Raw genomic sequence first — 22222 nt, forward strand, 5'->3', positions numbered from 1 at the left:
AGTATCTGCGGCAATATTGCCCTTCAATAGAGGGGTACAAAGTTGAGGAACCACGATTAATGAGCGATATGGCAGAGCGCCTGGCGCTGCATGAATTCACGGAAAACGCCTATCTGAACTACTCCATGTACGTCATCATGGACAGGGCGTTGCCATTTATTGGCGATGGTTTGAAACCCGTTCAGCGTCGCATTGTGTATGCAATGTCCGAACTGGGGCTGAATGCCAGCGCCAAATTTAAAAAATCCGCCCGTACCGTCGGTGACGTGCTGGGTAAATATCACCCGCACGGCGACAGCGCCTGCTATGAAGCGATGGTGCTGATGGCGCAGCCGTTCTCTTACCGTTATCCGCTGGTTGATGGTCAGGGAAACTGGGGGGCGCCCGACGATCCCAAATCCTTCGCGGCGATGCGTTATACCGAATCCCGCTTGTCTAAATATGCGGAAGTCCTGCTGGGTGAACTCGGCCAGGGAACGTCGGACTGGGTGCCAAACTTCGACGGCACCATGCAGGAGCCAAAGATGCTGCCTGCGCGTCTGCCAAATATTCTGCTGAACGGTACGACCGGTATTGCCGTTGGTATGGCGACGGACATTCCGCCGCATAACCTGCGAGAAGTCGCCAAAGCGGCGATTACGCTGATTGAGCAGCCGAAAACAACGCTCGATCAACTGCTGGACATCGTGCAGGGGCCGGATTACCCGACCGAAGCCGAGATTATTACCTCGCGTGCGGAAATTCGTAAGATTTACGAAAACGGACGCGGCTCCGTGCGTATGCGCGCGGTATGGACGAAAGAAGACGGCGCGGTGGTGATTTCCGCGCTGCCGCATCAGGTTTCCGGGGCAAAAGTGCTGGAGCAGATCGCTGCTCAAATGCGCAACAAAAAGCTGCCGATGGTTGACGACCTGCGTGACGAATCGGATCACGAAAACCCGACCCGTCTGGTGATTGTCCCGCGCTCCAATCGCGTGGATATGGAACAGGTAATGAACCACCTGTTTGCCACCACCGATCTGGAAAAAAGCTACCGTATCAACCTGAACATGATTGGCCTCGACGGTCGCCCGGCGGTGAAAAACCTGCTGGAGATCCTCACCGAATGGCTGGCGTTCCGCCGTGATACCGTGCGTCGTCGCCTGAACTATCGTCTGGAAAAAGTGCTTAAGCGCCTGCATATCCTTGAAGGTTTGCTGGTGGCGTTCCTCAACATTGACGAAGTGATCGAGATTATTCGTCATGAAGATGAACCTAAGCCTGAGCTGATGTCGCGGTTTGGCATTTCTGAAACGCAGGCTGAAGCTATCCTTGAGCTGAAATTGCGCCATCTTGCCAAACTCGAAGAGATGAAAATCCGCGGTGAGCAGGATGAACTGGCGAAAGAGCGCGATCAACTGCAGGCCATTCTCGCTTCCGAGCGTAAAATGAATAACCTGCTGAAGAAAGAGCTGCAGGCCGATGCCGAGGCCTATGGCGACGATCGCCGCTCCCCGCTGCAGGAACGCGAAGAAGCGAAGGCGATGAGCGAGCACGACATGCTGCCGTCTGAGCCGGTGACCATTGTATTGTCTCAGAGTGGTTGGGTGCGTAGCGCCAAAGGCCACGACATTGATGCGCCAGGATTAAGCTATAAAGCGGGCGACAGCTTTAAGTCGGCAGTGAAGGGCAAGAGCAACCAGCCGGTGGTGTTCGTTGACTCGACCGGACGCAGCTACGCCATCGACCCGATTACGCTGCCGTCGGCACGTGGTCAGGGCGAACCATTGACCGGTAAGCTCACGCTGCCGCCGGGCGCGACGGTGGAGCATATGCTGATGGAAGGCGACGAGCAGAAACTGCTGATGGCATCCGATGCGGGCTACGGTTTTGTCTGTACCTTCAACGATCTGGTAGCACGTAACCGTGCGGGTAAGGCATTGATTACGCTGCCTGAAAATGCGCGCGTTATGCCGCCGGTGGTGATTGAAGATGAAACCGATATGCTGCTGGCGATAACGATGGCCGGTAGGATGTTGATGTTCCCGGTGAGCGATTTGCCGCAACTGTCGAAAGGCAAAGGGAATAAGATTATCAATATCCCTTCAGCAGAAGCGGCGAAAGGCGAAGATGGCCTGGCGCTGCTCTATGTGCTGCCGCCGCAAAGCACGCTGACTATTCACGTCGGTAAACGCAAAATTAAACTGCGTCCTGAAGAGTTGCAGAAAGTGACCGGCGAACGCGGTCGTCGCGGCACGCTGATGCGTGGTCTACAGCGTATCGATCGCATTGAAATTGACTCGCCTCGACGCGCCAGTCAGGGCGACAGCGAAGAATAACGCGACTGCCCGGCTCTCCCTGCTTTCGCTCAGGGAGAGCCAACGTTAAAATTTCCCGTAAAACCGTTGTTTATTCGTGCGTTGCGATTAACAATACGCTTTTCCAGAGAGCCGCCTTAACAAAGCCCTAACCTGATGCAGAGTTATGTATCCGGTGACGTAAAATGCCAGGCTCTTAGGCCTTAGAGGTTGTTATGTTATATATTTTTCGTTTAATCATTACTGTTATTTACTGCATTCTGGTCTGTATTTTCGGTTGTATATACTGTCTGTTCAGCCCACGGAATCCAAAACACGTTGCAACGTTCGGTCATATGTTTGGCCGCCTGGCTCCCCTTTATGGCCTGAAGGTCGAGTGCCGCATGCCGGCAGACGCGCAGAATTATGGTAATGCTATCTATATTTGTAACCACCAGAACAACTATGACATGGTTACCGCTTCGAATATCGTTCAGCCGCCGACGGTAACGGTGGGTAAAAAAAGCCTGCTGTGGATCCCGTTCTTCGGGCAGTTGTACTGGTTAACCGGTAACCTGTTGATCGACAGAAACAACCGTGCTAAAGCGCACAGCACCATTGCAGCCGTGGTGAACCATTTCAAAAAACGTCGTATTTCTATCTGGATGTTCCCGGAAGGGACGCGCAGCCGCGGCCGTGGTCTGCTGCCGTTTAAAACCGGCGCGTTTCATGCGGCGATTGCTGCAGGCGTTCCGGTCATTCCAGTCTGCGTTTCTACAACCTCGAACAAGATCAAATTAAACCGACTCAATAATGGTCTGGCGATTGTAGAGATGTTGCCGCCGGTGGATATTAGCCACTTTGGTAAAGATCAGGTTCGTGAACTGGCAGCGCATTGCCGCTCGCTGATGGAACAAAAAATCGCAGAACTCGATAAAGAAGTTGCTGAGCGGGAAGCCGCCGGTAAGGTTTAATCCGCACAATTCGGGTTTTTTACAGGAAAAGATTTCCTGCGTGTTAATCGCCAGTTTTTCATGGAGTTTATATGTCATTCAGTCGGCGTCAGTTCATTCAGGCATCGGGGATCGCACTGTGTGCAGGCGCTGTTCCGCTGAAGGCTAATGCTGCCGGTCAGCAACAACCGTTACCTGTGCCTCCACTGCTGGAGTCTCGTCGGGGGCAGCCGTTATTTATGACGCTGCAACGCGCGCATTGGTCCTTTACACAAGGCACGCGCGCGCCTGTCTGGGGGATTAACGGCCGTTACCTGGGACCGACAATTCGCGTCTGGAAAGGGGATGACGTCAAGCTTATTTACAGCAATCGTCTGACAGAAAATGTCTCGATGACCGTCGCCGGATTACAGGTACCAGGTCCGCTGATGGGGGGCCCGGCGCGCATGATGTCCCCTAATGCGGATTGGGCGCCAGTGCTGCCGATCCGCCAGAATGCCGCCACGCTGTGGTATCACGCCAATACGCCAAATCGTACTGCCCAGCAGGTCTATAACGGTCTTGCCGGGATGTGGCTGGTTGAAGATGAGGTCAGTAAATCCCTGTCTATTCCCAACCATTACGGCGTGGATGATTTTCCGATCATTATCCAGGACAAGCGTCTGGACAACTTTGGGACGCCGGAATACAGCGAACCTGGCAGCGGCGGTTTTGTTGGGGATACGCTTCTGGTTAATGGGGCGCAAAGTCCGTATGTCGAAGTCTCCCGCGGTTGGGTACGCTTGCGTTTGCTAAACGCGTCAAACTCGCGTCGTTACCAACTGCAAATGAGTGATGGCCGTGCGCTGCATGTGATTTCCAGCGATCAGGGCTTTTTACCCGCGCCTGTTTCATTGAAACAGCTCTCGCTGGCGCCAGGCGAACGTCGTGAGATCCTGGTGGATATGACTAACGGTAATGAGGTCTCTATTACCTGTGGCGAGGCGGCCAGCATTGTCGACAGGATCCGGGGATTTTTTGAACCATCAAGTATTCTTATCTCCACGCTGGTGCTGACTCTGCGACCAACCGGCCTCTTGCCGCTGGTGACTGACAGCCTGCCAATGCGCCTGCTGCCAACCGAGATCCTCAGCGGTTCGCCGATTCGCAGCCGTGATATCAGCCTGGATGACGATCCGGGGATCAACGGTCAGTTGTGGGACGTCAACCGCATGGATATTACCGCGCAGCAGGGTACCTGGGAGCGCTGGACGGTGCGGGCGGATATGCCGCAGTCTTTCCATATTGAGGGCGTCTCGTTCCTGATCCGTAATGTGAACGGCGCGATGCCGTTCCCGGAAGACAGAGGCTGGAAAGATACCGTTTGGGTAGATGGTCAGGTCGAGCTACTGGTTTATTACGGTCAGCCTTCCTGGGCGCATTTCCCGTTCTACTTTAACAGCCAGACGCTGGAAATGGCGGATCGTGGCTCGATCGGTCAGATCCTGGTGAACCCGGCGCCGTAACGCGCCGGGGTTTGCGTTACGCCCGCCAGAACATGCGCGAAAACAGGATCAGTATGGGGTAAATCTCCAGACGCCCCATGATCATGGCCGCGCACATCAGCAGCTTTGCCTCCTCATTTAACGTGCCAAACGTCGTGGCGGTAACGCCAAATCCCAGCCCCATATTGTTGATGCAGGCGGCGACGGTGGCGAAAGAGGAGAAGAGATCGTAGCCCATCAGATTGAGCGCCCAGATAAAAAAGCTGGTGAACAAAACGTAGAGAAAGAAAAAGCTCCATACCGAACGCACCACCCTGTCGCTTACCACGCTGTTACCCACTTTGATGTTCAGCAGGGCGCGAGGATGCGCGAGCTGGTGTAATTCCTGGCGGCACTGCTTGAACATAATCAAAAAGCGCAGCACTTTAATTCCCCCGCACGTCGATCCCACACAACCGCCGAAGAAGCTGGCGCTAAGCAGCATGAAGATCGTGTGCGAGGGCCACTGCGCGTAATCCGCCGTTGACAGGCCATTATCCGTCAGCATGGAGCTGGCCAGAAAAAAGGCATGCACCAGGCTGTCCGTTAGCCCGTACATACCTGCCCGCCAGACCTGCCAGGTGGCGATCAGCGTGACCACCAGCGCAATTAGCAGAAAGAAACGCAGCTCGGCATTACGACGAAAGGGCTTGAAGGTACGTTTTACAATAGCAACGTACCAGAGGGTGAAGTTAAACGCGGATAACAGTGAGAACAGCCCGGCGACGAGTTCTATAGTGTGGCTGTTATAAAAGCCGATGCTCTCGCTGCGAGTGGAAAATCCGCCAAGAGAGACCGTCGACAGCCCGTGGCATAAGGCGTCGAAAAACGACATCCCGGCAGCCCAGTAGGCCAGAGTACAAATAAGACCCAGAATGACGTAGGTCAACCACAGCGTACGTGCGGTATCGGCAAGCCTTGGCGTGAGGCGTTCTTCTTTGAAGGGGCCAGGCATTTCAGACTGATACAGTTTCATGCCGCCAATACCCAGCAGCGGTAATACCGCCACGGCGAGGACAATAACGCCCAGGCCGCCAATAAAATTGAGCTGAGCACGATAGTAAAGATACGATTTCGGCAAGGCGCTGACGTCGCCAATCACCGTTGCGCCAGTGGTGGTAATCCCGGAAACCCCTTCGAACAGGGCATCGGCAAAGGAGAGATTTAAGCCATCGTCCATCCACATCGGCATTGCGCTAATAAACGAAAACAGTAGCCAGAACAAAACGATAATGACGAATCCATCCCGGGTTCTCAGTTGAATTCCCGCATGTTTGGTTGCCAGCCACGCCCCGCCGCCAAGGGTAAAGAAAGTCATAAATGTGCTGAAAAATGCGAAAAAGCTCCGCTCTTTATTTAACAGAGCGATGGTCATCGGCGGCAGCATGGAGAAGCTGTAGAGAAGAACCAGAAATCCGCACAGGTGAACAACAACCCGTAACTGGGAAATATGCAGTGAATCGTTGAGTCGCAATGAAAAATCCCCCGCCGAAAAGAGTGATCTCAGCTGGCCGGCATGGTGTTAATTATGATTGATAAAAATGGCTGTCGTAAAATTTAACAATTTATACAACTTTCTACTGGTCTGGTTCAGACTCCACTTCATTTCTTGCCGACATACAGCGTATAATCCCCGGCCTTTGATTATTTTTTTACCATTTTTGGAAGCACTATGAGCGCAATATCCCTGATCCAACCGGACAGAGACCTTTTCTCCTGGCCGCAGTACTGGGCTGCCTGTTTTGGCCCGGCACCGTTTTTGCCGATGTCACGTGACGAAATGGACCAACTTGGCTGGGATAGCTGCGACATCATTCTGGTGACCGGCGATGCCTACGTCGACCACCCAAGCTTTGGTATGGCGATTTGTGGCCGTATGCTGGAAGCTCAGGGCTTTCGCGTCGGAATTATCGCCCAGCCGGAGTGGAACAACAAAGACGATTTTATGCGTTTGGGTAAACCGAACCTGTTCTTTGGTGTGACCGCTGGCAACATGGACTCGATGATCAACCGTTATACCGCCGATCGCCGACTGCGCCATGATGATGCCTACACGCCGGACAACGTGGCGGGTAAACGTCCGGACCGCGCCACGCTGGTCTATACCCAGCGCTGTAAAGAAGCATGGAAAGATGTGCCGGTTATTCTTGGCGGCATTGAGGCCAGCCTGCGCCGCACCGCGCACTACGATTACTGGTCTGATACCGTTCGCCGCTCCGTTTTGGTGGATTCGAAAGCCGATATGCTGATGTTCGGCAACGGCGAACGTCCGCTGGTGGAAGTGGCGCATCGTCTGGCGATGGGGGAAACTATCGATCAGATCCGCGATGTGCGTAACACCGCTATTATGGTTAAAGAAGCGTTGCCGGGCTGGAGTGGGGTGGATTCTACGCGTCTCGACACGCCAGGCAAGATTGACCCGATCCCGCATCCTTACGGTGAAGATCTGCCGTGTGCTGATAACAAACCTGTCGCACCGAAAAAGCAGGAAGCGAAAGCGGTCACCGTGCAGCCACCGCGTCCGAAACCGTGGGAAAAAACCTACGTGCTGCTACCGTCCTTCGAAAAAGTGAAGGGCGATAAAGTGCTGTATGCGCATGCGTCTCGTATCCTGCACCACGAAACTAACCCTGGCTGCGCGCGTGCGTTGATGCAAAAGCATGGCGATCGCTACATCTGGATCAACCCGCCAGCTATTCCGCTGTCTACCGAAGAGATGGACAGCGTCTTTGCGTTACCGTACAAGCGTGTACCGCATCCGGCGTATGGCGACAGCCGTATACCGGCCTATGAGATGATCCGTTTCTCGATCAACATTATGCGTGGCTGCTTTGGCGGCTGCTCGTTCTGTTCGATAACAGAGCACGAAGGCCGTATCATCCAGAGTCGCTCTGAAGATTCGATCATCAATGAAATCGAAGCCATTCGCGACACCGTCCCGGGCTTTACCGGCGTGATTTCCGATCTCGGCGGCCCAACGGCGAACATGTATATGCTGCGCTGTAAGTCACCGCGTGCGGAGCAAACCTGCCGTCGTCTGTCATGCGTCTATCCGGATATTTGTCCGCACATGGATACCAATCATGAGCCGACAATTAACCTCTATCGCCGGGCGCGTGATCTCGAAGGCATTAAAAAGATCCTTATCGCATCCGGTGTGCGCTATGACATCGCGGTGGAAGACCCACGCTATATCAAAGAGCTGGCTACCCATCACGTGGGCGGCTATCTGAAGATTGCGCCAGAGCATACTGAAGAAGGCCCGCTGTCGAAGATGATGAAGCCGGGGATGGGCAGCTACGATCGCTTCAAGGAATTGTTCGATACCTACTCTAAACAGGCCGGTAAAGAGCAGTACCTGATCCCGTATTTTATCTCCGCGCACCCGGGTACGCGTGATGAGGATATGGTGAATCTGGCGCTGTGGCTGAAACAACGTCGTTTCCGTCTGGATCAGGTGCAGAACTTCTATCCATCGCCGTTGGCGAACTCCACAACCATGTATTACACCGGGAAAAACCCGTTGGGTAAAATTGGTTATAAGAGTGAAGACGTGGTGGTGCCGAAAGGTGATAAGCAGCGTCGTCTGCATAAAGCCCTGTTGCGCTACCACGATCCAGCCAACTGGCCGTTAATCCGCCAGGCGCTGGAAGATATGGGTAAAAAGCATCTGATCGGCGGGCGTCGCGAATGTCTGGTTCCGGCGCCTACGCTGGAAGAGATGCGCGAAGCGCGTCGCCAGAACCGTCATACTCGTCCGGCGCTGACCAAACACACGCCAGTGGCGCACCAGCGTCAGACGCCTGCCGCGAACAAAAAACGCGGGAAAGTGGCGGGACGTTAATCTGTCTTGCCCGGATAAGGTGCTTGCACCGCTATCGGGCAGAAGAGATCAGTATTTATGCCTCACGAATTCTGGCCGCTAATGCGGCCAGTTTTTCGTCATCAGCCCGTTCATGATCGTGTGACGACAGATATCCTTCATACTGCTCGAAAAATTTGTTCTGCCGCGATTCAATCGGTTTCCAGTGGGTTAAATCGCCAGTACCGTGCATGGGACTTAATTTACTGTGCACATGGTCTACGCCGAAACCTTCGAAGAACATTCCCGTACGACTAACATCCGGGAAAGCCTTATCCAGTTTCTTAGCCACTTTTTGGGTCGCCAGCATCAGGTCCGCTAACGCCTGCGGCGGCATATCGAAGGCATAGCTCGGGTAATGCTTTTTCGGGATCACCACGGTAAAACCGTCGGTGTTCGGGAAAATCGACAGAAAAGCCAGGTGGTGCTCGTCTTCCCATACCTTATGGCAGGGCGCTTTGCCTTCAACAATTTGACAGAAAATACAGGTCATTCCTTTTCTCCGCAGGTAAGGTATTCCTCAGAACGCAGTCAGTTTAGTACAGACCCAACACCTTCCACCACAACAGACCCACGGTAATAAAGACCGCCTGGTTAAACAGGCTGATGATAAATCCTGTGCGCCACCAGACGCCCGTTGGAACGTACCCTGCGCCAAACAGAATTGGACCGCGAGCATGAGTGTACTGGGTGAGCGAGCAGTACAAACTGCTGGTGAAGGCCAGCATTAGCGCCGTGGGGGCCGCGGGAATATTCAGATGCAGCCCGACGCCGAGGAAAACGGCATACAGCGCGGCAATCTGCGCATTTCCGCTGGCAAAAAAGTAGTGGGTATAGAAATAGGCGGCGTTCAGCAGTAGCAGGACGATCACCCAACTGGTCCCGTGCATAGTACTGCTCAGGCTATCGCCAATCAGATTGCCAAACCAGGTGGTGAAGCCCAGTTTTTTCAACTGATTCGCCATCATCAGTAGCGCGGCAAACCATATCAGCGTATCCCATGCCCCTTTCTCACTTTTGACGTCCTCCCAGCTCAGCACGCCGCTCAGCAATAAAATCGACAGCCCTACAAACGAGGCGGTGGTGGCGTCAACGCCCAGCGTATCGCCAAAAATCCACAGCACCAGCAGTACGCCGACGGTTGCCAGCATCAGCCATTCACCGCGTGACATGCGGCCCATTTCCGCCAGCTCTTTGCGCGCCAGGTTAGGGGCATCCGGCGTGTGTTTGATTTCCGGGCGCACCAGCCAGTAGACCAGTAGCGGAACGAGCAGCAAAGAGACCAGACAAGGTAGCAGCGCCGCCATAAACCAGCCGCCCCAGGTCAGCGTAACCCCGGCGTTGGCCGCCAGTTTTACTGCCAGCAGGTTGCCGGTATAGCCGGTCATAAACAGTGCTGCCGTCACGTCGTTGACGTTGCCAATACAGGTGATAAGAAAGGTGCCGATTTTACTGCGGGACTCATCTTCCGGGTTCGAATGGAAACTACGCGCCAGAGAGTCGGCAATCGGATAGATGACGCCGCCGCAGCGCGCCGTATTACTCGGCATAGCGGGAGAGAGGATCAGATCGGCAAAAGCCAGACCGTAGGCGAGTCCCAGTGTGCGCTTGCCGAGCAGTCGGATCATCTGCAACGCAATGCGTCGTCCGAGGCCGGTTTTGATAAACCCACGGGCAATCATAAAGGCCACGACGATAAGCCAGATAAGTGAGCTGTTCAGTTCGCTGAGTGCCGTGGTGATGGCGCCGCTGGCGGTTTTATCGCCGGCAGCATAGGCGAGCGCGAACACCGTAATACCAATAATGCCGACCGCGCCGATGGGTAAGACTTTCGCCACAATAGAGGCGATGGTGGCAACGAAGATAATTGCCGAATGCCAGGCTGGCGCACTTAACCCAGTGGGGGGAGTAAGCTGCCAGAGACCGGCAGAAATGAGTACTATAAGAATTAATGGGAGCCATTTGACGCCATTACTTTTTTTATCAGCCACGATTACGCACCTATAGGTGTGGTAAATATATTCATTAGATGAATATATTTATTGAATAATTAACAGGTTATGTTGCGTAATGCTGCTCCAGCGACTGCAAGAAATACATCAATATATGTATGTTAATTGTTTCCTGATATTTCATTGCCAGCAAGGCCCGACGGGAGTGTCGGGCCGGAGAGAAGAGATTAACCGCCGAACTGGTCCGGGTCTGGTCCCAGCCGTCTGCCCTGATCGAGTTTCGCGATTTCGCCTAATTCTTCTTTATCCAGGCGGAAGTCCCAGACGTTAAAGTTTTCAGCGATACGGGCAGGCGTCACCGATTTCGGAATAACCACCAGACCGTTATCCAGATGCCAGCGGATGACAATCTGCGCTGGTGATTTACCATATTTCTCTGCGAGGTCACGGATGATCTTTTGGTCGAAGACGTCTTTCCCGCCCTGCGCCAATGGACTCCAGGATTCGGTCTGGATCTTATGCGTGGCGTTCCAGGCATGAAGCTGGCGCTGCTGCATAAGTGGGTGCAGTTCTATCTGGTTGATCACGGGATGAACGCCAGTTTCATCGATCAGGCGCTGGAGATGATTGATCTGAAAGTTGCACACGCCGATGCTCTTAATCAGCCCTTCTTTTTGCAGATCGATCATGTTTTCCCACGCTTCAACGTAGTGATCGATCGCCGGAACAGGCCAGTGCATCAGGTAAAGATCGAGGTAATCGAGCTGGAGTTTCTCCATGCTTTCGAGTAAGGCTTCCCGGGCGCGTTTCTGATCATCATTCCACAGCTTGGTGGTGATGAATAACTCTTCCCGCGGCACGCCGGCATTACGTATCGCTTTGCCGACACCTTCTTCGTTTTTGTATGCGGCGGCGGTATCAATCGAACGATAACCCACTTCCAGTGCTTTATGGATAGCGGTAATGACTTCTTCGTTGCTTGCCTTCCAGACCCCCAGGCCCAGTTGCGGCATGACGTTACCATCCTGTAGCTTGATAATGGTTGGACCGGTCATAATTCCCCCCTGGATTACAGTCACCGGAGCAAGCTCCGGTGAGTTAGGTGTGACTTAAGTCTGGTATAAATACCCAAAAACGAAAGGCGGAGGTTAAAAAACCTTAGCGGGCAGCTTCGTAAATCCGACGGCTGACGTCGAGCGTAATGTCCTGATGTTCACCCAGTTTCGTACCGCCGTGCGCTTGCAGTTTTTCCAGCAGCGCCGGGATGGAGCTACCGTCCAGACCGTAGTCAGACAAGCGAGTTGGTACGCCCATTTGTTCGAAGAAAGCACGGGTAGCGGCAATGGCGGCATCGATACGCTGGTCTTCGGAACCTTCGGTGATATTCCAGATACGCTCTGCGTATTGCAGTAGTTTGGCACGCTTGGTATCGCGTTTTTCATTCCACAGCGCAGGCAGAACGATGGCCAGCGTTTGCGCATGATCCAGACCATGCATCGCGGTCAGTTCGTGGCCCAGCATATGGGTTGCCCAGTCCTGCGGTACGCCTGCGCCAATCAGGCCGTTCAGCGCCTGGGTTGCCGCCCACATCACGTTCGCACGCACGTTGTAGTTTTCCGGCTCCTGCAAGGCTTTCGGACCTTCTTCGATCAGCGTAAGCAGAATGCCTTCGGCAAAGCGATCCTGAATTTTCCCGTCGACCGGATAAGTTACATACTGCTCAACGGTATGCACGAAGGCATCTACAACGCCGTTCGCAACCTGACGTGGCGGCAGGGTATAGGTGTAAACCGGATCCAGAACGGCAAATACCGGTTGTACAAACGGGGTCATAAAGGCCAGTTTGTCGCCGGTGGTTTTCCGCGAGATGACCGCGCCGGAGTTAGATTCAGAACCGGTGGCGGGCAGGGTTAATACGGAGCCCATCGGGATGGCGCTTTTTACGTCGTTGCCGTGAGTTTCCAGAATACGCCATGGGTCGATGCCGTCAGCGTACTGTGCCGCTGCCGCGATGAATTTGGTGCCGTCCAGTACCGAACCGCCGCCCACTGCCAGCAGGAACGTTACTTTTTCATCACGCACGAGCTTTACCGCATTCATTAGCGTTTCATAAGACGGGTTTGGCTCAATACCGCCAAACTCCAGCACGTCCAGGCCTTTCAGTGCATCCTGAACCTGTGCCAGGACACCGGTTTTTTTCACACTGCCGCCGCCGTAGGTAATCAGTACGCGGGCATCCTGAGGGATTTGGTCGCGCAGCTCTGCAATAGCGCCTTTACCGAACAGAATTCGGGTTGGGGTATGGAGATTAAAATTGTTCATTGCTCGTTCCCTTGTGTGGGTAAAAAAGAGGGCAGGAGAGTGTCTGCCGGATGATGAACATTGTGGTCGCCAGCCGCGCTGCTCTCAATGCTCATTTCTGCCGATGTCTTGCCCATTTCTACAGATTACTGGAGAAAACGGATAAATCTGCGCATTATGTCAGGGTCGCAAACCGATGATGAAATGGTGCTTTATGAACCGTGAAGAGATCTGCCTTCTGCTGACAGATAAAATTAAGCATCTGAAAAATAATGAAAATAAACTCAGTGCATTGCTGCCAGATGTCCGCCTGCTGCACGGAACGGAGCCAGCGGCGCGCACACCGGTCATGTATCAGCCAGGCATCATATTTCTCTTCTCTGGACATAAAATTGGTTATATCAATGAACGTGTATTTCGTTATGACGCCAATGAATACTTGCTGCTAACCGTACCTTTACCCTTTGAATGTGAAACGTATGCGACACCGGAGGTTCCGTTGGCCGGAATTTATCTGAATGTCGATATCCTGCAATTGCAGGAGCTGTTGATGGACATTGGAGAAGATGAGCTGTTTCAGCCTGCCATGGCGGCCAGTGGAATTAACTCCGCGACGCTTTCAGACGAAATTCTCTGCGCCGCTGAGCGCCTGTTGGATGTGATGGAGCGCCCGTTGGATGCGCGTATTCTCGGCAAACAGATCATTCGCGAGATTCTCTACCATGTGCTGACCGGGCCGCGCGGCGGCGCGTTACTTGCGCTGGTCAGTCGTCAGACGCATTTCAGCTTGATAAGCCGGGTGCTGAAGCGGATTGAAACCAAATACACCGAAAATCTCAATGTAGAACAGCTGGCGGCAGAGGCGAACATGAGCGTGTCGGCGTTTCATCATAATTTTAAAGCGGTGACCAGCACGTCGCCGCTGCAATATCTTAAAAGCTATCGTCTGCATAAAGCGCGGATGATGATGATTCATGACGGGATGAAGGCCAGTGCGGCAGCCATGCGCGTCGGCTATGAGAGCGCATCGCAGTTTAGTCGGGAGTTCAAACGTTTCTTTGGCGTGACGCCGGGGGAAGATGCGGCCAGAATTCGGATGATGCAGGGGAGTTGATTTCTTGTCCGTCTGAAAGGTACACCGTAGGCCTTAAAGCTGCGCGCCATAAGGCAAAATGCCGGAGAGTATCCGGCCTACGGATGCGACTCAGGCGTTACAGTATTTTTTTTTAATCACCACGAACAGGGTTCCCAACAGACCTGCGGTTAACAGGGCAATCGGTAGGATCATTAAAAAGGTCATCACCTGATCTTCATGGCGTTTAACGAACGGGATCATGCTCAGCGCGTAGCCAAAGCTGGTGACGACGGTGACCCACAGCAGGCCGCTCAGCCAGTTAAAAAACTGGAATCGACGGTTGGGCAACCCTGAAATTCCCGCCATGGTCGGCAGCAAGGTGCGTACGAACGCCAGGAAGCGCCCGGCCAGCAGCGCCATCAGACCGTGTTGGTCAAACATGCAGGTGGCGCGCTGATGATATTTTTCAGGTAATTGCGCCAGCCAGCCTTTTACCGTTCGCGTGTTGCCCAGCCAGCGTCCCTGAATGTAACTGAGCCAGCAGCCCAGGCTGGCGGCGGCGGTCAGAATAGCTATGGTAGGTAAAAAACTCATCACGTCCTGGGCGATCAGCGCCCCAGCCAGTAATAACAGGCTGTCTCCGGGTAAAAAGGAGGCGGGCAGCAGGCCATTTTCTAAAAACAGTGTGGCGAACATGACGAAGTACACCACGCTCACAACGTGTGGATCCGCCAGCGCGGCAAAGTCGTGTTGCCAGAGCGCGGAGACAATATCTTGAATAACTACCATGGACTTTCCTGTGGAACAGCGTTTATGTGTGGATTGTACTCCTGAATTGTCCGGGATGCCTTGATCCCGGACGCAACAATTGCAGACTTTTCCACCAGAAGTGTCTGCATATATGTCCATCTATGGCAATGTTACTCGATTCGGGCAAATCCTGCGGCTAAATCGGCAATCAGATCGTCAACATTCTCTAAACCGATATGCAAACGGATAAGCGTTCCGCTGAAGTCCACCTCGCCTTGCGGACGGATTGCCGCAATGTGCTCCGGCTGGTTGGCGAGAATCAGCGACTCAAAACCGCCCCAGGAGTAGGCCATGCTGAACAGGCTGAAGTGATCCAGATACGCGGCTAACTCTTCATTATTTAGCTTCTTATTCAATACAAAGGAGAATAGCCCGCTGCTGCCGGTAAAATCACGTTTCCAGAATTCATGGCCTTTACTGCCGGGCAGCGCCGGGTGATTAACGCGGGCGACCTGTGGGTGGTTGGACAGCCACTCGGCGACCTTTAAGCTGCTTTCATGATGCTGACGTAAGCGTACGCTCAGCGTGCGTAATCCACGGCTGGTCATATAGGCGGTATCGGCGTCGAGCATTTGTCCCATCAGATAGGCATTTTCGCGCAGTTGATCCCAGCCACGGGCATTGGATACCGCTGTGCCGACCATGCCGTCGGAATGACCAATCAGGTATTTCGTACCCGCCTGAATCGAGATATCGATACCGAAATCCAGCGCCTTGAACAGCACGCCGGCAGCCCAGGTGTTATCAATCATGATGACTGCATCAGGCGCAACGCTTCTGACGGCGGCTACAATTGCCGGCACATCATGTACCTCCATGGTGACGGAGCCGGGTGATTCCAGAAAGACAACTTTGGTGTTCGGCTGAATGTGCTTCACAATATCGGCACCAACCAGCGGATCAAACCAGCCCGTTGAGACGCCTAGTTTGCCGAGAATTTTGGTGCAGAAGTCCTGGCTGGGTTCATAGGCGGTATTGGTCATCAACACATGATCGCCTTGTTCAACAAAGGCAAGGATGGTGTTGGCAACGGCTGCCGCGCCGCAAGGGAACAACGCGCAGCCCGCGCCGCCTTCCAGTTCGCACATGGCTTCCTGCAGCGAAAAATGCGTCAGGGTTCCACGACGTCCGTAGAAAAGCGCACCGTTAGCACGGTTGCGCGTGGCCTGCTTTTTTGCCTCAACGCTGTCAAACACCAGCGAAGAAGCGCGCTGGATCACGCTATTTACCGAGCCCAGCGTGTACTTTTTACTCCGTCCTGCGTGCACGAGTTTGGTTTCAAGTTGTTTATCTGCCATGGTGTATTACCTGTTTTTATACGTCTGGATGTCTAAACTACCATGAATCAAAGATGACGCATCCTGCAGAAAGGTCATACAGTAGAAAATAATCTCAAAATGCTTCTGGTGACTTTTTTACTGCGTAAGCGCAAGGAAAAGAAACCAAAGGTGCGGCAATATGTAAATAGTAATGAGAACGACTATCAATTCGACGTTGTTTTGATATGATTACGCTTAGATTTTGTGATTTGCGTCCTGGAGATACAGAGTGGGTAATAATTTGATGCAGACGGACCTTTCCGTCTGGGGTATGTATCAGCACGCCGATATCGTGGTTAAGTGCGTGATGATTGGGCTGATTTTAGCGTCAGTGGTCACCTGGGCTATCTTCTTTAGTAAGAGCCTTGAGTTCTTTACTCAGAAACGCCGTCTTAAGCGTGAACAGCAACTGCTGGCGGATGCCCGCTCTTTAGACCAGGCAAACGAGATTGCCGCAGGATTCGATGCTAAAAGCCTTGGCGCACAGTTGATTTATGAAGCGCAGAACGAGCTGGAACTGTCGGAAGGCAGTGACGACAACGAAGGTATTAAAGAGCGCACCGGTTTCCGTCTGGAGCGTCGTGTGGCGGCAGTAGGTCGTCATATGGGACGCGGTAATGGATACCTGGCCACCATCGGGGCAATCTCGCCATTCGTGGGTTTATTCGGTACGGTATGGGGCATCATGAACAGCTTCATCGGGATTGCACAAACCCAAACCACCAACCTGGCCGTTGTTGCGCCGGGCATTGCAGAAGCGCTGTTAGCGACCGCGATTGGTCTGGTTGCGGCGATTCCTGCGGTCGTCATCTACAATATTTTCGCACGTCAGATTGGCAGCTATAAAGCGATGCTGGGCGATGTCGCGGCGCAGGTGCTGTTGCTGCAAAGCCGCGATCTGGACCTGAATGCCAGCGCCTCCGCGCATCCGGTACGTGCTGCGCAGAAATTACGTGTAGGGTAATGTTCCATGGCAATGAGCTTTAATGAAAACCTGGACGATAACGGTGAAATGCATGAAATCAACGTGACGCCGTTTATCGACGTTATGTTGGTTTTATTGATCATCTTTATGGTGGCCGCGCCGCTGGCAACAGTGGATGTGAAGGTGAATCTCCCTGCCTCCACCAGTACGCCGCAGCCGCGTCCCGAAAAACCGGTTTATCTGTCAGTCAAAGCCGATAAGAGTATGTTTATCGGCAACAATCAGGTGACGGATGAAACCATGATTAGCGAGCTCAATACGCTGACAGAAGGGAAGAAAGACACCACAATTTTCTTCCGCGCGGATAAGACCGTCGATTATGAAACCATGATGAAGGTAATGGACTCGCTGCATCAGGCGGGTTTCCTGAAGATTGGTCTGGTCGGTGAAGAGACCGTGAAAGCGAAGTAACTTTCTCGCCGGGTAGTGGTTTTCACCTACCCGGCCTGCTTATCCTTATTCCACGCCCCACAAACCTGTTCTTATCTGTTTTCATCTAACGCGACCGTGGTTATCCTGGTCGGTTCGTAGCTGCCTTCGGACAGCTTGCGCGTCAGGCGTAAGGTGGCCGTTTCTCGCGCGAGTATATGCTGGTAGGTGCTCTCCAGCCGGGCCATGATTTTATCCCGCAGTTCGGGTTGTTGGGCTATGATGGCCTCAATCGCGGCGCCATAGATCTCTTCTTTCGCCTGTAGCGCATAAATTTCACGGCGATTTTGCCATTTCATCCGCACCAGCGCGGCGGGTATAGAAACCATTTCCTGGGCAACGCTTTCCAGTGTTGCGTTTTTATTGGCAATCAGGATGGCTAAATTCTGCTTTAAGACAAACTCATCACTTTTATGGTCATCTAAAGCCAAATAAACATTATTATCCTCAACATCTTTCATTTTATTTCTCTTCCAGAGAATAAAAAATAGGATCGCTGGATTCGCGGGTAATTAAATTAAGCCAAATTTTATTGCCTTGCTCATTAATGATGGCTGTTTTTTCGGTCAAAATTTCACTTAATTCTTGTGCATTAATGTCGCCTTCTGCTTGCAATGAATTGAGCAAGCGCGTGAATGACTCAATCTTTGCCGCGCAAAACAAACGCTCTTTTAAATGACGGTCGCTCTCTTCAAACAACATATTGCGCGCCTGGCCGGTCGCTGTAGCGCTGATCAAAATATCTGCTTCATAATCGCTTAATGTTCTCTTTCCCTGAGTCAAATTTTCACTGTTTTCTGTGGGGAAGGTATTAGTCGATGTTTGAGATAAATGATAATGCGCGGGAACAAGATGCTCGGGAAGCATGTTGAAATATCCTTTGATGCCAATACTGTATTGTTTTTAATATGTCAGGCTGCGTTGACAATAGCATGGCGTAATTTTAAAATCAAAAAAAATGGAGCCAGTATATGAACAGTATATTTTATTCTGTTATTACCCTGCTATTGCTTACCTGCGGGGTGCTTTTGTTGATGCGCAGCGCAAATAAAAACCGCTATGCAGAAAATGGTAACGCTGGACACCAGCCGGAAATCTTGAGTAAAGAAGAGGGTGAAGATCATTTTTCTGTATTGATGAATTCGATTACCCCGGTATGGTATTGGCGGGTTAATCACGAATATATCGATTTTATCCACTCGACGATCAAACGGATGACGATGGCGGAGCTGAATGAGACGCCTGGCTTATTTGATGCGCAGCGGCGCTGTAGCGACCTTAACTCTGCGGTGTATAAATATTACGACAATATAAAAAAACGCTGTCTCAGCGGGGAGAAGGTCCCGCATGCCGATCTGGATGTGCTCAACTTACGTCAGTGCTTCAGGGAGTTCAGCCTGGAGGCTTACCCTGCGCTCGTCGCGCTGGTGTGGCCGGAATACCAGCGTCCACAGCTCAAAGCAGAAGAAGTATAAGGTCATGGCGCGTTACCATGGCCGGGTAGATCTACATGGCTACCCGGCATGGAGTGACGAACGGCTATTTGTCAGATGAGGCTTGCCACAGGTTCAGCTCGCCATCAGCGACGTGTTTATCGATCTGCGCCAGTTCTTCGGCGCTGAACGTCAGATTAGCCAATGCCTGAACGTTTTCTTCCAGTTGCTCCGGTCGGCTGGCGCCAATTAATACCGAAGTGACCCGGTTGTCTTTTAGCAGCCAGCTTAAAGCCATTTGCGCCATCGACTGTCCGCGCTGCTGCGCCATCTCATTGAGCAAACGCAGGCTGCTAAGGTTTTCTTCCGTCAGCATATTTTCTGTTAGCCCACGGACTTTTTTCCCTTCACGCTGCATACGTGAACCTTCCGGGATGCCGTTGAGGTATTTCCCTGTCAGCAGTCCCTGGGCCAGCGGCGTAAAGGCAATGCAGCCCATGCCGTTAGCTTCCAGCGTATCCAGCAAGCCACTGCTGTCTACCCAGCGATTAAGCAGGTTGTAAGAGGGTTGGTGGATAAGAAGTGGAATTTTCCATTCCCGCAGCAGTTCGGCCATCTTTTGCGTTCGTTCCGGGGAATAGGATGAAATGCCGACATACAGTGCTTTACCGCTTTGCACCGCATGGGCCAGCGCTGAGGCGGTCTCTTCCATCGGCGTATTTTCGTCCACGCGGTGCGAGTAGAAGATATCGACATAGTCGAGACCCATGCGTTGCAGGCTCTGGTCGAGGCTGGCAAGCAGGTATTTACGCGAACCGCCAGAACCGTACGGTCCTGGCCACATGTCGTAGCCTGCCTTGGTGGAGATGATCAACTCATCTCGGTATTGTGCAAAATCCTCGCGCAGTAAACGGCCAAAATTCTCTTCTGCGCTGCCTGGAGGCGGCCCATAGTTATTGGCCAAATCAAAATGGGTGATGCCTAAATCAAAGGCTTTACGCAGCAGGGCGCGCTGTGACTCCAGCGCCTGAACGTGCCCAAAACTGTGCCACAAACCCAGCGACAGCGCGGGTAAGCGTAGACCGCTGCGTCCACAGTAGCGATAGAGCATCTGCTCGTAACGTTCAGGATTGGCAAACCAGGCCATGAGATCTCCTTAGTGCAGGTGAATTTCGAAACAGCGTTTCTATTCTAGCGGGTTCTCGGTGAATATTCCGTTCACAGGTCACACTGGGATGAAAAACTGGGCAGAATTCGTTATGCGAGTTATTGAAGGAGACCCGCGTGTGAAGGCTATATATCTCCCTGTGTTAATCACGGCTTTCATAATGATCCGACCTCTCATTATGATAATACTGACTCTGATTTCTCTTGGGAGCGCACTCTTGCAGGGTTTAATAAATATTTACGATAAAAAACAAAGCATTATTAAATAATTTAGGTGAGTTATCTGAATAATAATGCTAGCTAATTTCATTAGCATTCATGTTGATATCATCTGGAGAGATATGGCCTGGACTTAAGAAAGTAAAAAAATAAAGAACGCATTATATCTTCTCTACCGCCTGCCGATAACAAGGATAAGTATCGCCTGATGGCGAATTCCTCATCAACGGCAAGGAAATTATTATGGGTTTGCTGAAAAACTTCACTATTCGTATTGTCATGTTGGCAATACTGGGACTTTTTTGCCTGCTGTGGTCGGGCGTGGGTTTATTCAGTCTTCATTCTTTATCAAAAATATCAGAAGGGAATGATATTGACCGTCATCTCGTCCATCAGATGACTGTTCTCAGCCAGGGTAACGATCAGTATTTTCGTTTTGTGACGCGGTTAAGTCGCGCAATGGATGTCAAAATGAGCGGCGGAACGCCGGATTTTGCGCCAGCGCAACAGTCCCTGGACAATATGAGTAAAAAACTCCAGGAGATGAAAACATTGTCTCCCGGCCCCATGGATCCGGAAGTCGCCGCGGCGGTGCTGACCAAGTGGCAGGCGTTGCTGGATAACGGCGTTATCCCACAAATGCAACTGGCTCAGCAGGGCACGCTCACGGCCTTTGCGGAGCATGCCAGCACCGTTACGCCAGCCTTGAGCCGTGAATTTGGCGCCAGTGCTGAGCGTTTTAACACCACTGCGGGTGAAAGGCTCGATACCACCCGCGTTATGGTCGATGGCAAAACGTCTATCATCCGGACGCTAATTATCACCGCCGTAATCCTCGGTATTGCGCTCCTGTTCTTTACCGACCGCTACCTCGTAGCCATGATGGTGAAACCTCTGGGACGTATTCGCCAACAATTTCAACAAATTGCGCAGGGCGATCTCAGCCATTCTATTGAAGATTTTGGTCGTAACTGCGTGGGCCAACTGGTGCCGTTACTGTGCGCGATGCAGGACAGCCTGCGCGAAGCCGTGAGTACCATTCGTTCTGGTAGTGACAATATCTGGCGAGGAGCGACGGAAATTTCCACCGGTAATAACGACCTCTCCTCACGTACTGAAGAGCAGGCTGCGGCGCTGGAAGAGACCGCAGCCAGCATGGAGCAGCTGACCGCAACGGTAAAACTGAACGCCGAAAATGCGCGTGAGGCCAGCCAACTGGCTGATACGGCGACAGAAACGGCAGGTAAAGGCAGCTCGTTGGTTTCAGAAGTGGTTGAGACCATGGACGGCATTGCCGCCAGTTCTAAACAGATCGCGGAAATTACCTCTGTGATTAACAGCATTGCTTTCCAGACCAATATTCTGGCGCTTAACGCGGCGGTTGAAGCGGCCAGAGCGGGCGAGCAGGGGCGCGGTTTTGCCGTGGTTGCCGGTGAGGTGCGTAACCTTGCCAGCCGTAGCGCCGGAGCGGCAAAAGAGATTGAGACGCTGATCGGCGAATCGTCGCGTCGTGTCGATCAGGGTGCTCGTCTGGTTAAAGAGACCGGATTAACGATGGAGGCGATTCTGCGCGGCGCGACAGAAGTCACCACCATCATGAAACAAATTGCCTCTGCTTCGGAAGAACAGAACAAAGGCATCTCACAGGTAAGCGTGGCGATCACGCAGATGGACAGCGTTACGCAACAGAACGCCGCGCTTGTCGAACAGGTTTCCGCCGCGGCAGTCGCGCTGGAACGGCAAACGGAAGATCTGCAACGTTCGGTGCAACAGTTCCGTCTATCAGCTAACGATGTGCAATACGCTGCCACTTCTACCGCTTCCCCTTCAGCAGAACGTAAAACCTCTGCAACAGCTAAAACGGATGACTGGGTGTCGTTTTAAGCTGGCACAAAAAAGTCCCTGATACCTCTGGTCT

The 22222-nt window shown here is 52.6% G+C and carries 19 protein-coding genes; 9 read left to right on the forward strand and 10 right to left on the reverse strand.

Features of this window, described 5'->3' with window-relative positions:
- Positions 1-59 precede the first annotated feature (59 nt).
- From parC to ftsP, 3 genes are all read left to right on the forward strand, one after another.
- On the forward strand, positions 60-2318 hold the full coding sequence (gene parC / locus FDW97_RS04095) for a DNA topoisomerase IV subunit A (RefSeq protein ID WP_137347619.1): 2259 nt from the start codon (positions 60-62) through the stop codon (positions 2316-2318).
- Between the two features lie 194 nt (positions 2319-2512).
- Positions 2513-3250, forward strand: coding sequence for a 1-acylglycerol-3-phosphate O-acyltransferase (gene plsC, locus FDW97_RS04100; RefSeq protein ID WP_038633894.1), 738 nt, complete (start codon positions 2513-2515; stop codon positions 3248-3250).
- A gap of 71 nt (positions 3251-3321) precedes the next feature.
- Positions 3322-4734 (forward strand): cell division protein FtsP, encoded by a 1413-nt coding sequence (gene ftsP / locus FDW97_RS04105; RefSeq protein WP_038633892.1) that lies wholly within the window; start codon positions 3322-3324, stop codon positions 4732-4734.
- A gap of 16 nt (positions 4735-4750) precedes the next feature.
- Here the strand turns inward: ftsP and FDW97_RS04110 are convergent, their stop codons facing one another.
- Complete coding sequence (locus tag FDW97_RS04110) at positions 4751-6226, reverse strand: TrkH family potassium uptake protein (protein ID WP_137350681.1); 1476 nt, start codon at positions 6224-6226, stop codon at positions 4751-4753.
- A 198-nt stretch (positions 6227-6424) separates the two neighbouring features.
- Between FDW97_RS04110 and FDW97_RS04115 the strand changes: the two genes are divergently transcribed.
- Positions 6425-8596, forward strand: a complete 2172-nt coding sequence (locus tag FDW97_RS04115) for a YgiQ family radical SAM protein (RefSeq protein WP_137350682.1) — start codon at positions 6425-6427, stop codon at positions 8594-8596.
- A 55-nt stretch (positions 8597-8651) separates the two neighbouring features.
- Here FDW97_RS04115 and FDW97_RS04120 read toward each other — a convergent pair whose 3' ends face one another.
- The 4 genes from FDW97_RS04120 to yqhD all read right to left on the reverse strand — a co-directional run bounded on the left by FDW97_RS04120 (position 8652) and on the right by yqhD (position 12888).
- A complete protein-coding gene (locus FDW97_RS04120; protein ID WP_042310999.1) occupies positions 8652-9107 on the reverse strand; it encodes an HIT family protein in 456 nt (151 codons plus the stop codon).
- 43 nt (positions 9108-9150) lie between these two features.
- Entirely contained in the window at positions 9151-10605 is a 1455-nt protein-coding gene (locus FDW97_RS04125; RefSeq protein WP_137350683.1) for a DASS family sodium-coupled anion symporter, read from the reverse strand.
- 188 nt (positions 10606-10793) lie between these two features.
- Positions 10794-11621 (reverse strand): 2,5-didehydrogluconate reductase DkgA, encoded by an 828-nt coding sequence (dkgA, locus tag FDW97_RS04130; protein ID WP_038633879.1) that lies wholly within the window; start codon positions 11619-11621, stop codon positions 10794-10796.
- Positions 11622-11724: 103 nt separating this feature from the next.
- A complete protein-coding gene (gene yqhD / locus FDW97_RS04135) occupies positions 11725-12888 on the reverse strand; it encodes an alcohol dehydrogenase (RefSeq protein ID WP_038633876.1) in 1164 nt (387 codons plus the stop codon).
- Positions 12889-13081: 193 nt separating this feature from the next.
- Here yqhD and FDW97_RS04140 point away from each other — a divergent pair, with 193 nt between their 5' ends.
- A complete protein-coding gene (locus tag FDW97_RS04140) occupies positions 13082-13981 on the forward strand; it encodes an AraC family transcriptional regulator (RefSeq protein ID WP_137350700.1) in 900 nt (299 codons plus the stop codon).
- Between the two features lie 90 nt (positions 13982-14071).
- Here the strand turns inward: FDW97_RS04140 and yghB are convergent, their stop codons facing one another.
- The gene (gene yghB, locus FDW97_RS04145; protein WP_085048733.1) at positions 14072-14731 is read right to left on the reverse strand and encodes a DedA family general envelope maintenance protein YghB; all 660 of its coding nucleotides are present in this window, start codon (positions 14729-14731) and stop codon (positions 14072-14074) included.
- Between the two features lie 131 nt (positions 14732-14862).
- A complete protein-coding gene (gene metC, locus FDW97_RS04150) occupies positions 14863-16050 on the reverse strand; it encodes a cystathionine beta-lyase (protein WP_137350684.1) in 1188 nt (395 codons plus the stop codon).
- A gap of 250 nt (positions 16051-16300) precedes the next feature.
- Between metC and exbB the strand changes: the two genes are divergently transcribed.
- Together exbB and exbD are read left to right on the forward strand one after the other, a co-directional pair.
- On the forward strand, positions 16301-17035 hold the full coding sequence (exbB, locus tag FDW97_RS04155) for a tol-pal system-associated acyl-CoA thioesterase (protein WP_061382446.1): 735 nt from the start codon (positions 16301-16303) through the stop codon (positions 17033-17035).
- A 6-nt stretch (positions 17036-17041) separates the two neighbouring features.
- A complete protein-coding gene (gene exbD / locus FDW97_RS04160; RefSeq protein ID WP_038633864.1) occupies positions 17042-17467 on the forward strand; it encodes a TonB system transport protein ExbD in 426 nt (141 codons plus the stop codon).
- A 71-nt stretch (positions 17468-17538) separates the two neighbouring features.
- Here exbD and FDW97_RS04165 read toward each other — a convergent pair whose 3' ends face one another.
- A complete protein-coding gene (locus FDW97_RS04165) occupies positions 17539-17946 on the reverse strand; it encodes a hypothetical protein (RefSeq protein ID WP_038633861.1) in 408 nt (135 codons plus the stop codon).
- 1 nt (position 17947) lies between these two features.
- Positions 17948-18352: a hypothetical protein gene (locus FDW97_RS04170; RefSeq protein ID WP_085048736.1), complete on the reverse strand. Its 405-nt coding sequence runs from the start codon at positions 18350-18352 to the stop codon at positions 17948-17950.
- Positions 18353-18456: 104 nt separating this feature from the next.
- Between FDW97_RS04170 and FDW97_RS04175 the strand changes: the two genes are divergently transcribed.
- Positions 18457-18960: an ESA_00282 family adhesion-associated protein gene (locus tag FDW97_RS04175; protein WP_038633854.1), complete on the forward strand. Its 504-nt coding sequence runs from the start codon at positions 18457-18459 to the stop codon at positions 18958-18960.
- A 64-nt stretch (positions 18961-19024) separates the two neighbouring features.
- Here the strand turns inward: FDW97_RS04175 and FDW97_RS04180 are convergent, their stop codons facing one another.
- Positions 19025-20065 carry an aldo/keto reductase gene (locus tag FDW97_RS04180; protein ID WP_042310975.1) on the reverse strand — a complete coding sequence of 347 codons (1041 nt, stop codon included), beginning with the start codon at positions 20063-20065 and terminating at the stop codon, positions 19025-19027.
- A gap of 482 nt (positions 20066-20547) precedes the next feature.
- Here FDW97_RS04180 and FDW97_RS04190 point away from each other — a divergent pair, with 482 nt between their 5' ends.
- Positions 20548-22188, forward strand: a complete 1641-nt coding sequence (locus FDW97_RS04190) for a methyl-accepting chemotaxis protein (RefSeq protein WP_137350685.1) — start codon at positions 20548-20550, stop codon at positions 22186-22188.
- Positions 22189-22222 lie beyond the last annotated feature (34 nt).

The organism is Citrobacter sp. wls708, from assembly GCF_005281255.1.
In the GTDB taxonomy this organism is placed as follows: Bacteria; Pseudomonadota; Gammaproteobacteria; order Enterobacterales; family Enterobacteriaceae; genus Citrobacter; species Citrobacter werkmanii.

What these genes read in the sequence shown, in the direction of transcription:
- parC (WP_137347619.1), top strand. Translation starts at nt 60, where the DNA reads ATGAGCGATATGGCAGAGCGCCTGGCGCTGCATGAATTCACGGAAAAC.
- plsC (WP_038633894.1), top strand. Translation starts at nt 2,513, where the DNA reads ATGTTATATATTTTTCGTTTAATCATTACTGTTATTTACTGCATTCTG.
- ftsP (WP_038633892.1), top strand. Translation starts at nt 3,322, where the DNA reads ATGTCATTCAGTCGGCGTCAGTTCATTCAGGCATCGGGGATCGCACTG.
- FDW97_RS04115 (WP_137350682.1), top strand. Translation starts at nt 6,425, where the DNA reads ATGAGCGCAATATCCCTGATCCAACCGGACAGAGACCTTTTCTCCTGG.
- FDW97_RS04120 (WP_042310999.1), bottom strand. Translation starts at nt 9,107, where the DNA reads ATGACCTGTATTTTCTGTCAAATTGTTGAAGGCAAAGCGCCCTGCCAT.
- dkgA (WP_038633879.1), bottom strand. Translation starts at nt 11,621, where the DNA reads ATGACCGGTCCAACCATTATCAAGCTACAGGATGGTAACGTCATGCCG.
- yqhD (WP_038633876.1), bottom strand. Translation starts at nt 12,888, where the DNA reads ATGAACAATTTTAATCTCCATACCCCAACCCGAATTCTGTTCGGTAAA.
- FDW97_RS04140 (WP_137350700.1), top strand. Translation starts at nt 13,082, where the DNA reads ATGAACCGTGAAGAGATCTGCCTTCTGCTGACAGATAAAATTAAGCAT.
- yghB (WP_085048733.1), bottom strand. Translation starts at nt 14,731, where the DNA reads ATGGTAGTTATTCAAGATATTGTCTCCGCGCTCTGGCAACACGACTTT.
- metC (WP_137350684.1), bottom strand. Translation starts at nt 16,050, where the DNA reads ATGGCAGATAAACAACTTGAAACCAAACTCGTGCACGCAGGACGGAGT.
- exbD (WP_038633864.1), top strand. Translation starts at nt 17,042, where the DNA reads ATGGCAATGAGCTTTAATGAAAACCTGGACGATAACGGTGAAATGCAT.
- FDW97_RS04165 (WP_038633861.1), bottom strand. Translation starts at nt 17,946, where the DNA reads ATGAAAGATGTTGAGGATAATAATGTTTATTTGGCTTTAGATGACCAT.
- FDW97_RS04170 (WP_085048736.1), bottom strand. Translation starts at nt 18,352, where the DNA reads ATGCTTCCCGAGCATCTTGTTCCCGCGCATTATCATTTATCTCAAACA.
- FDW97_RS04175 (WP_038633854.1), top strand. Translation starts at nt 18,457, where the DNA reads ATGAACAGTATATTTTATTCTGTTATTACCCTGCTATTGCTTACCTGC.
- FDW97_RS04180 (WP_042310975.1), bottom strand. Translation starts at nt 20,065, where the DNA reads ATGGCCTGGTTTGCCAATCCTGAACGTTACGAGCAGATGCTCTATCGC.
- FDW97_RS04190 (WP_137350685.1), top strand. Translation starts at nt 20,548, where the DNA reads ATGGGTTTGCTGAAAAACTTCACTATTCGTATTGTCATGTTGGCAATA.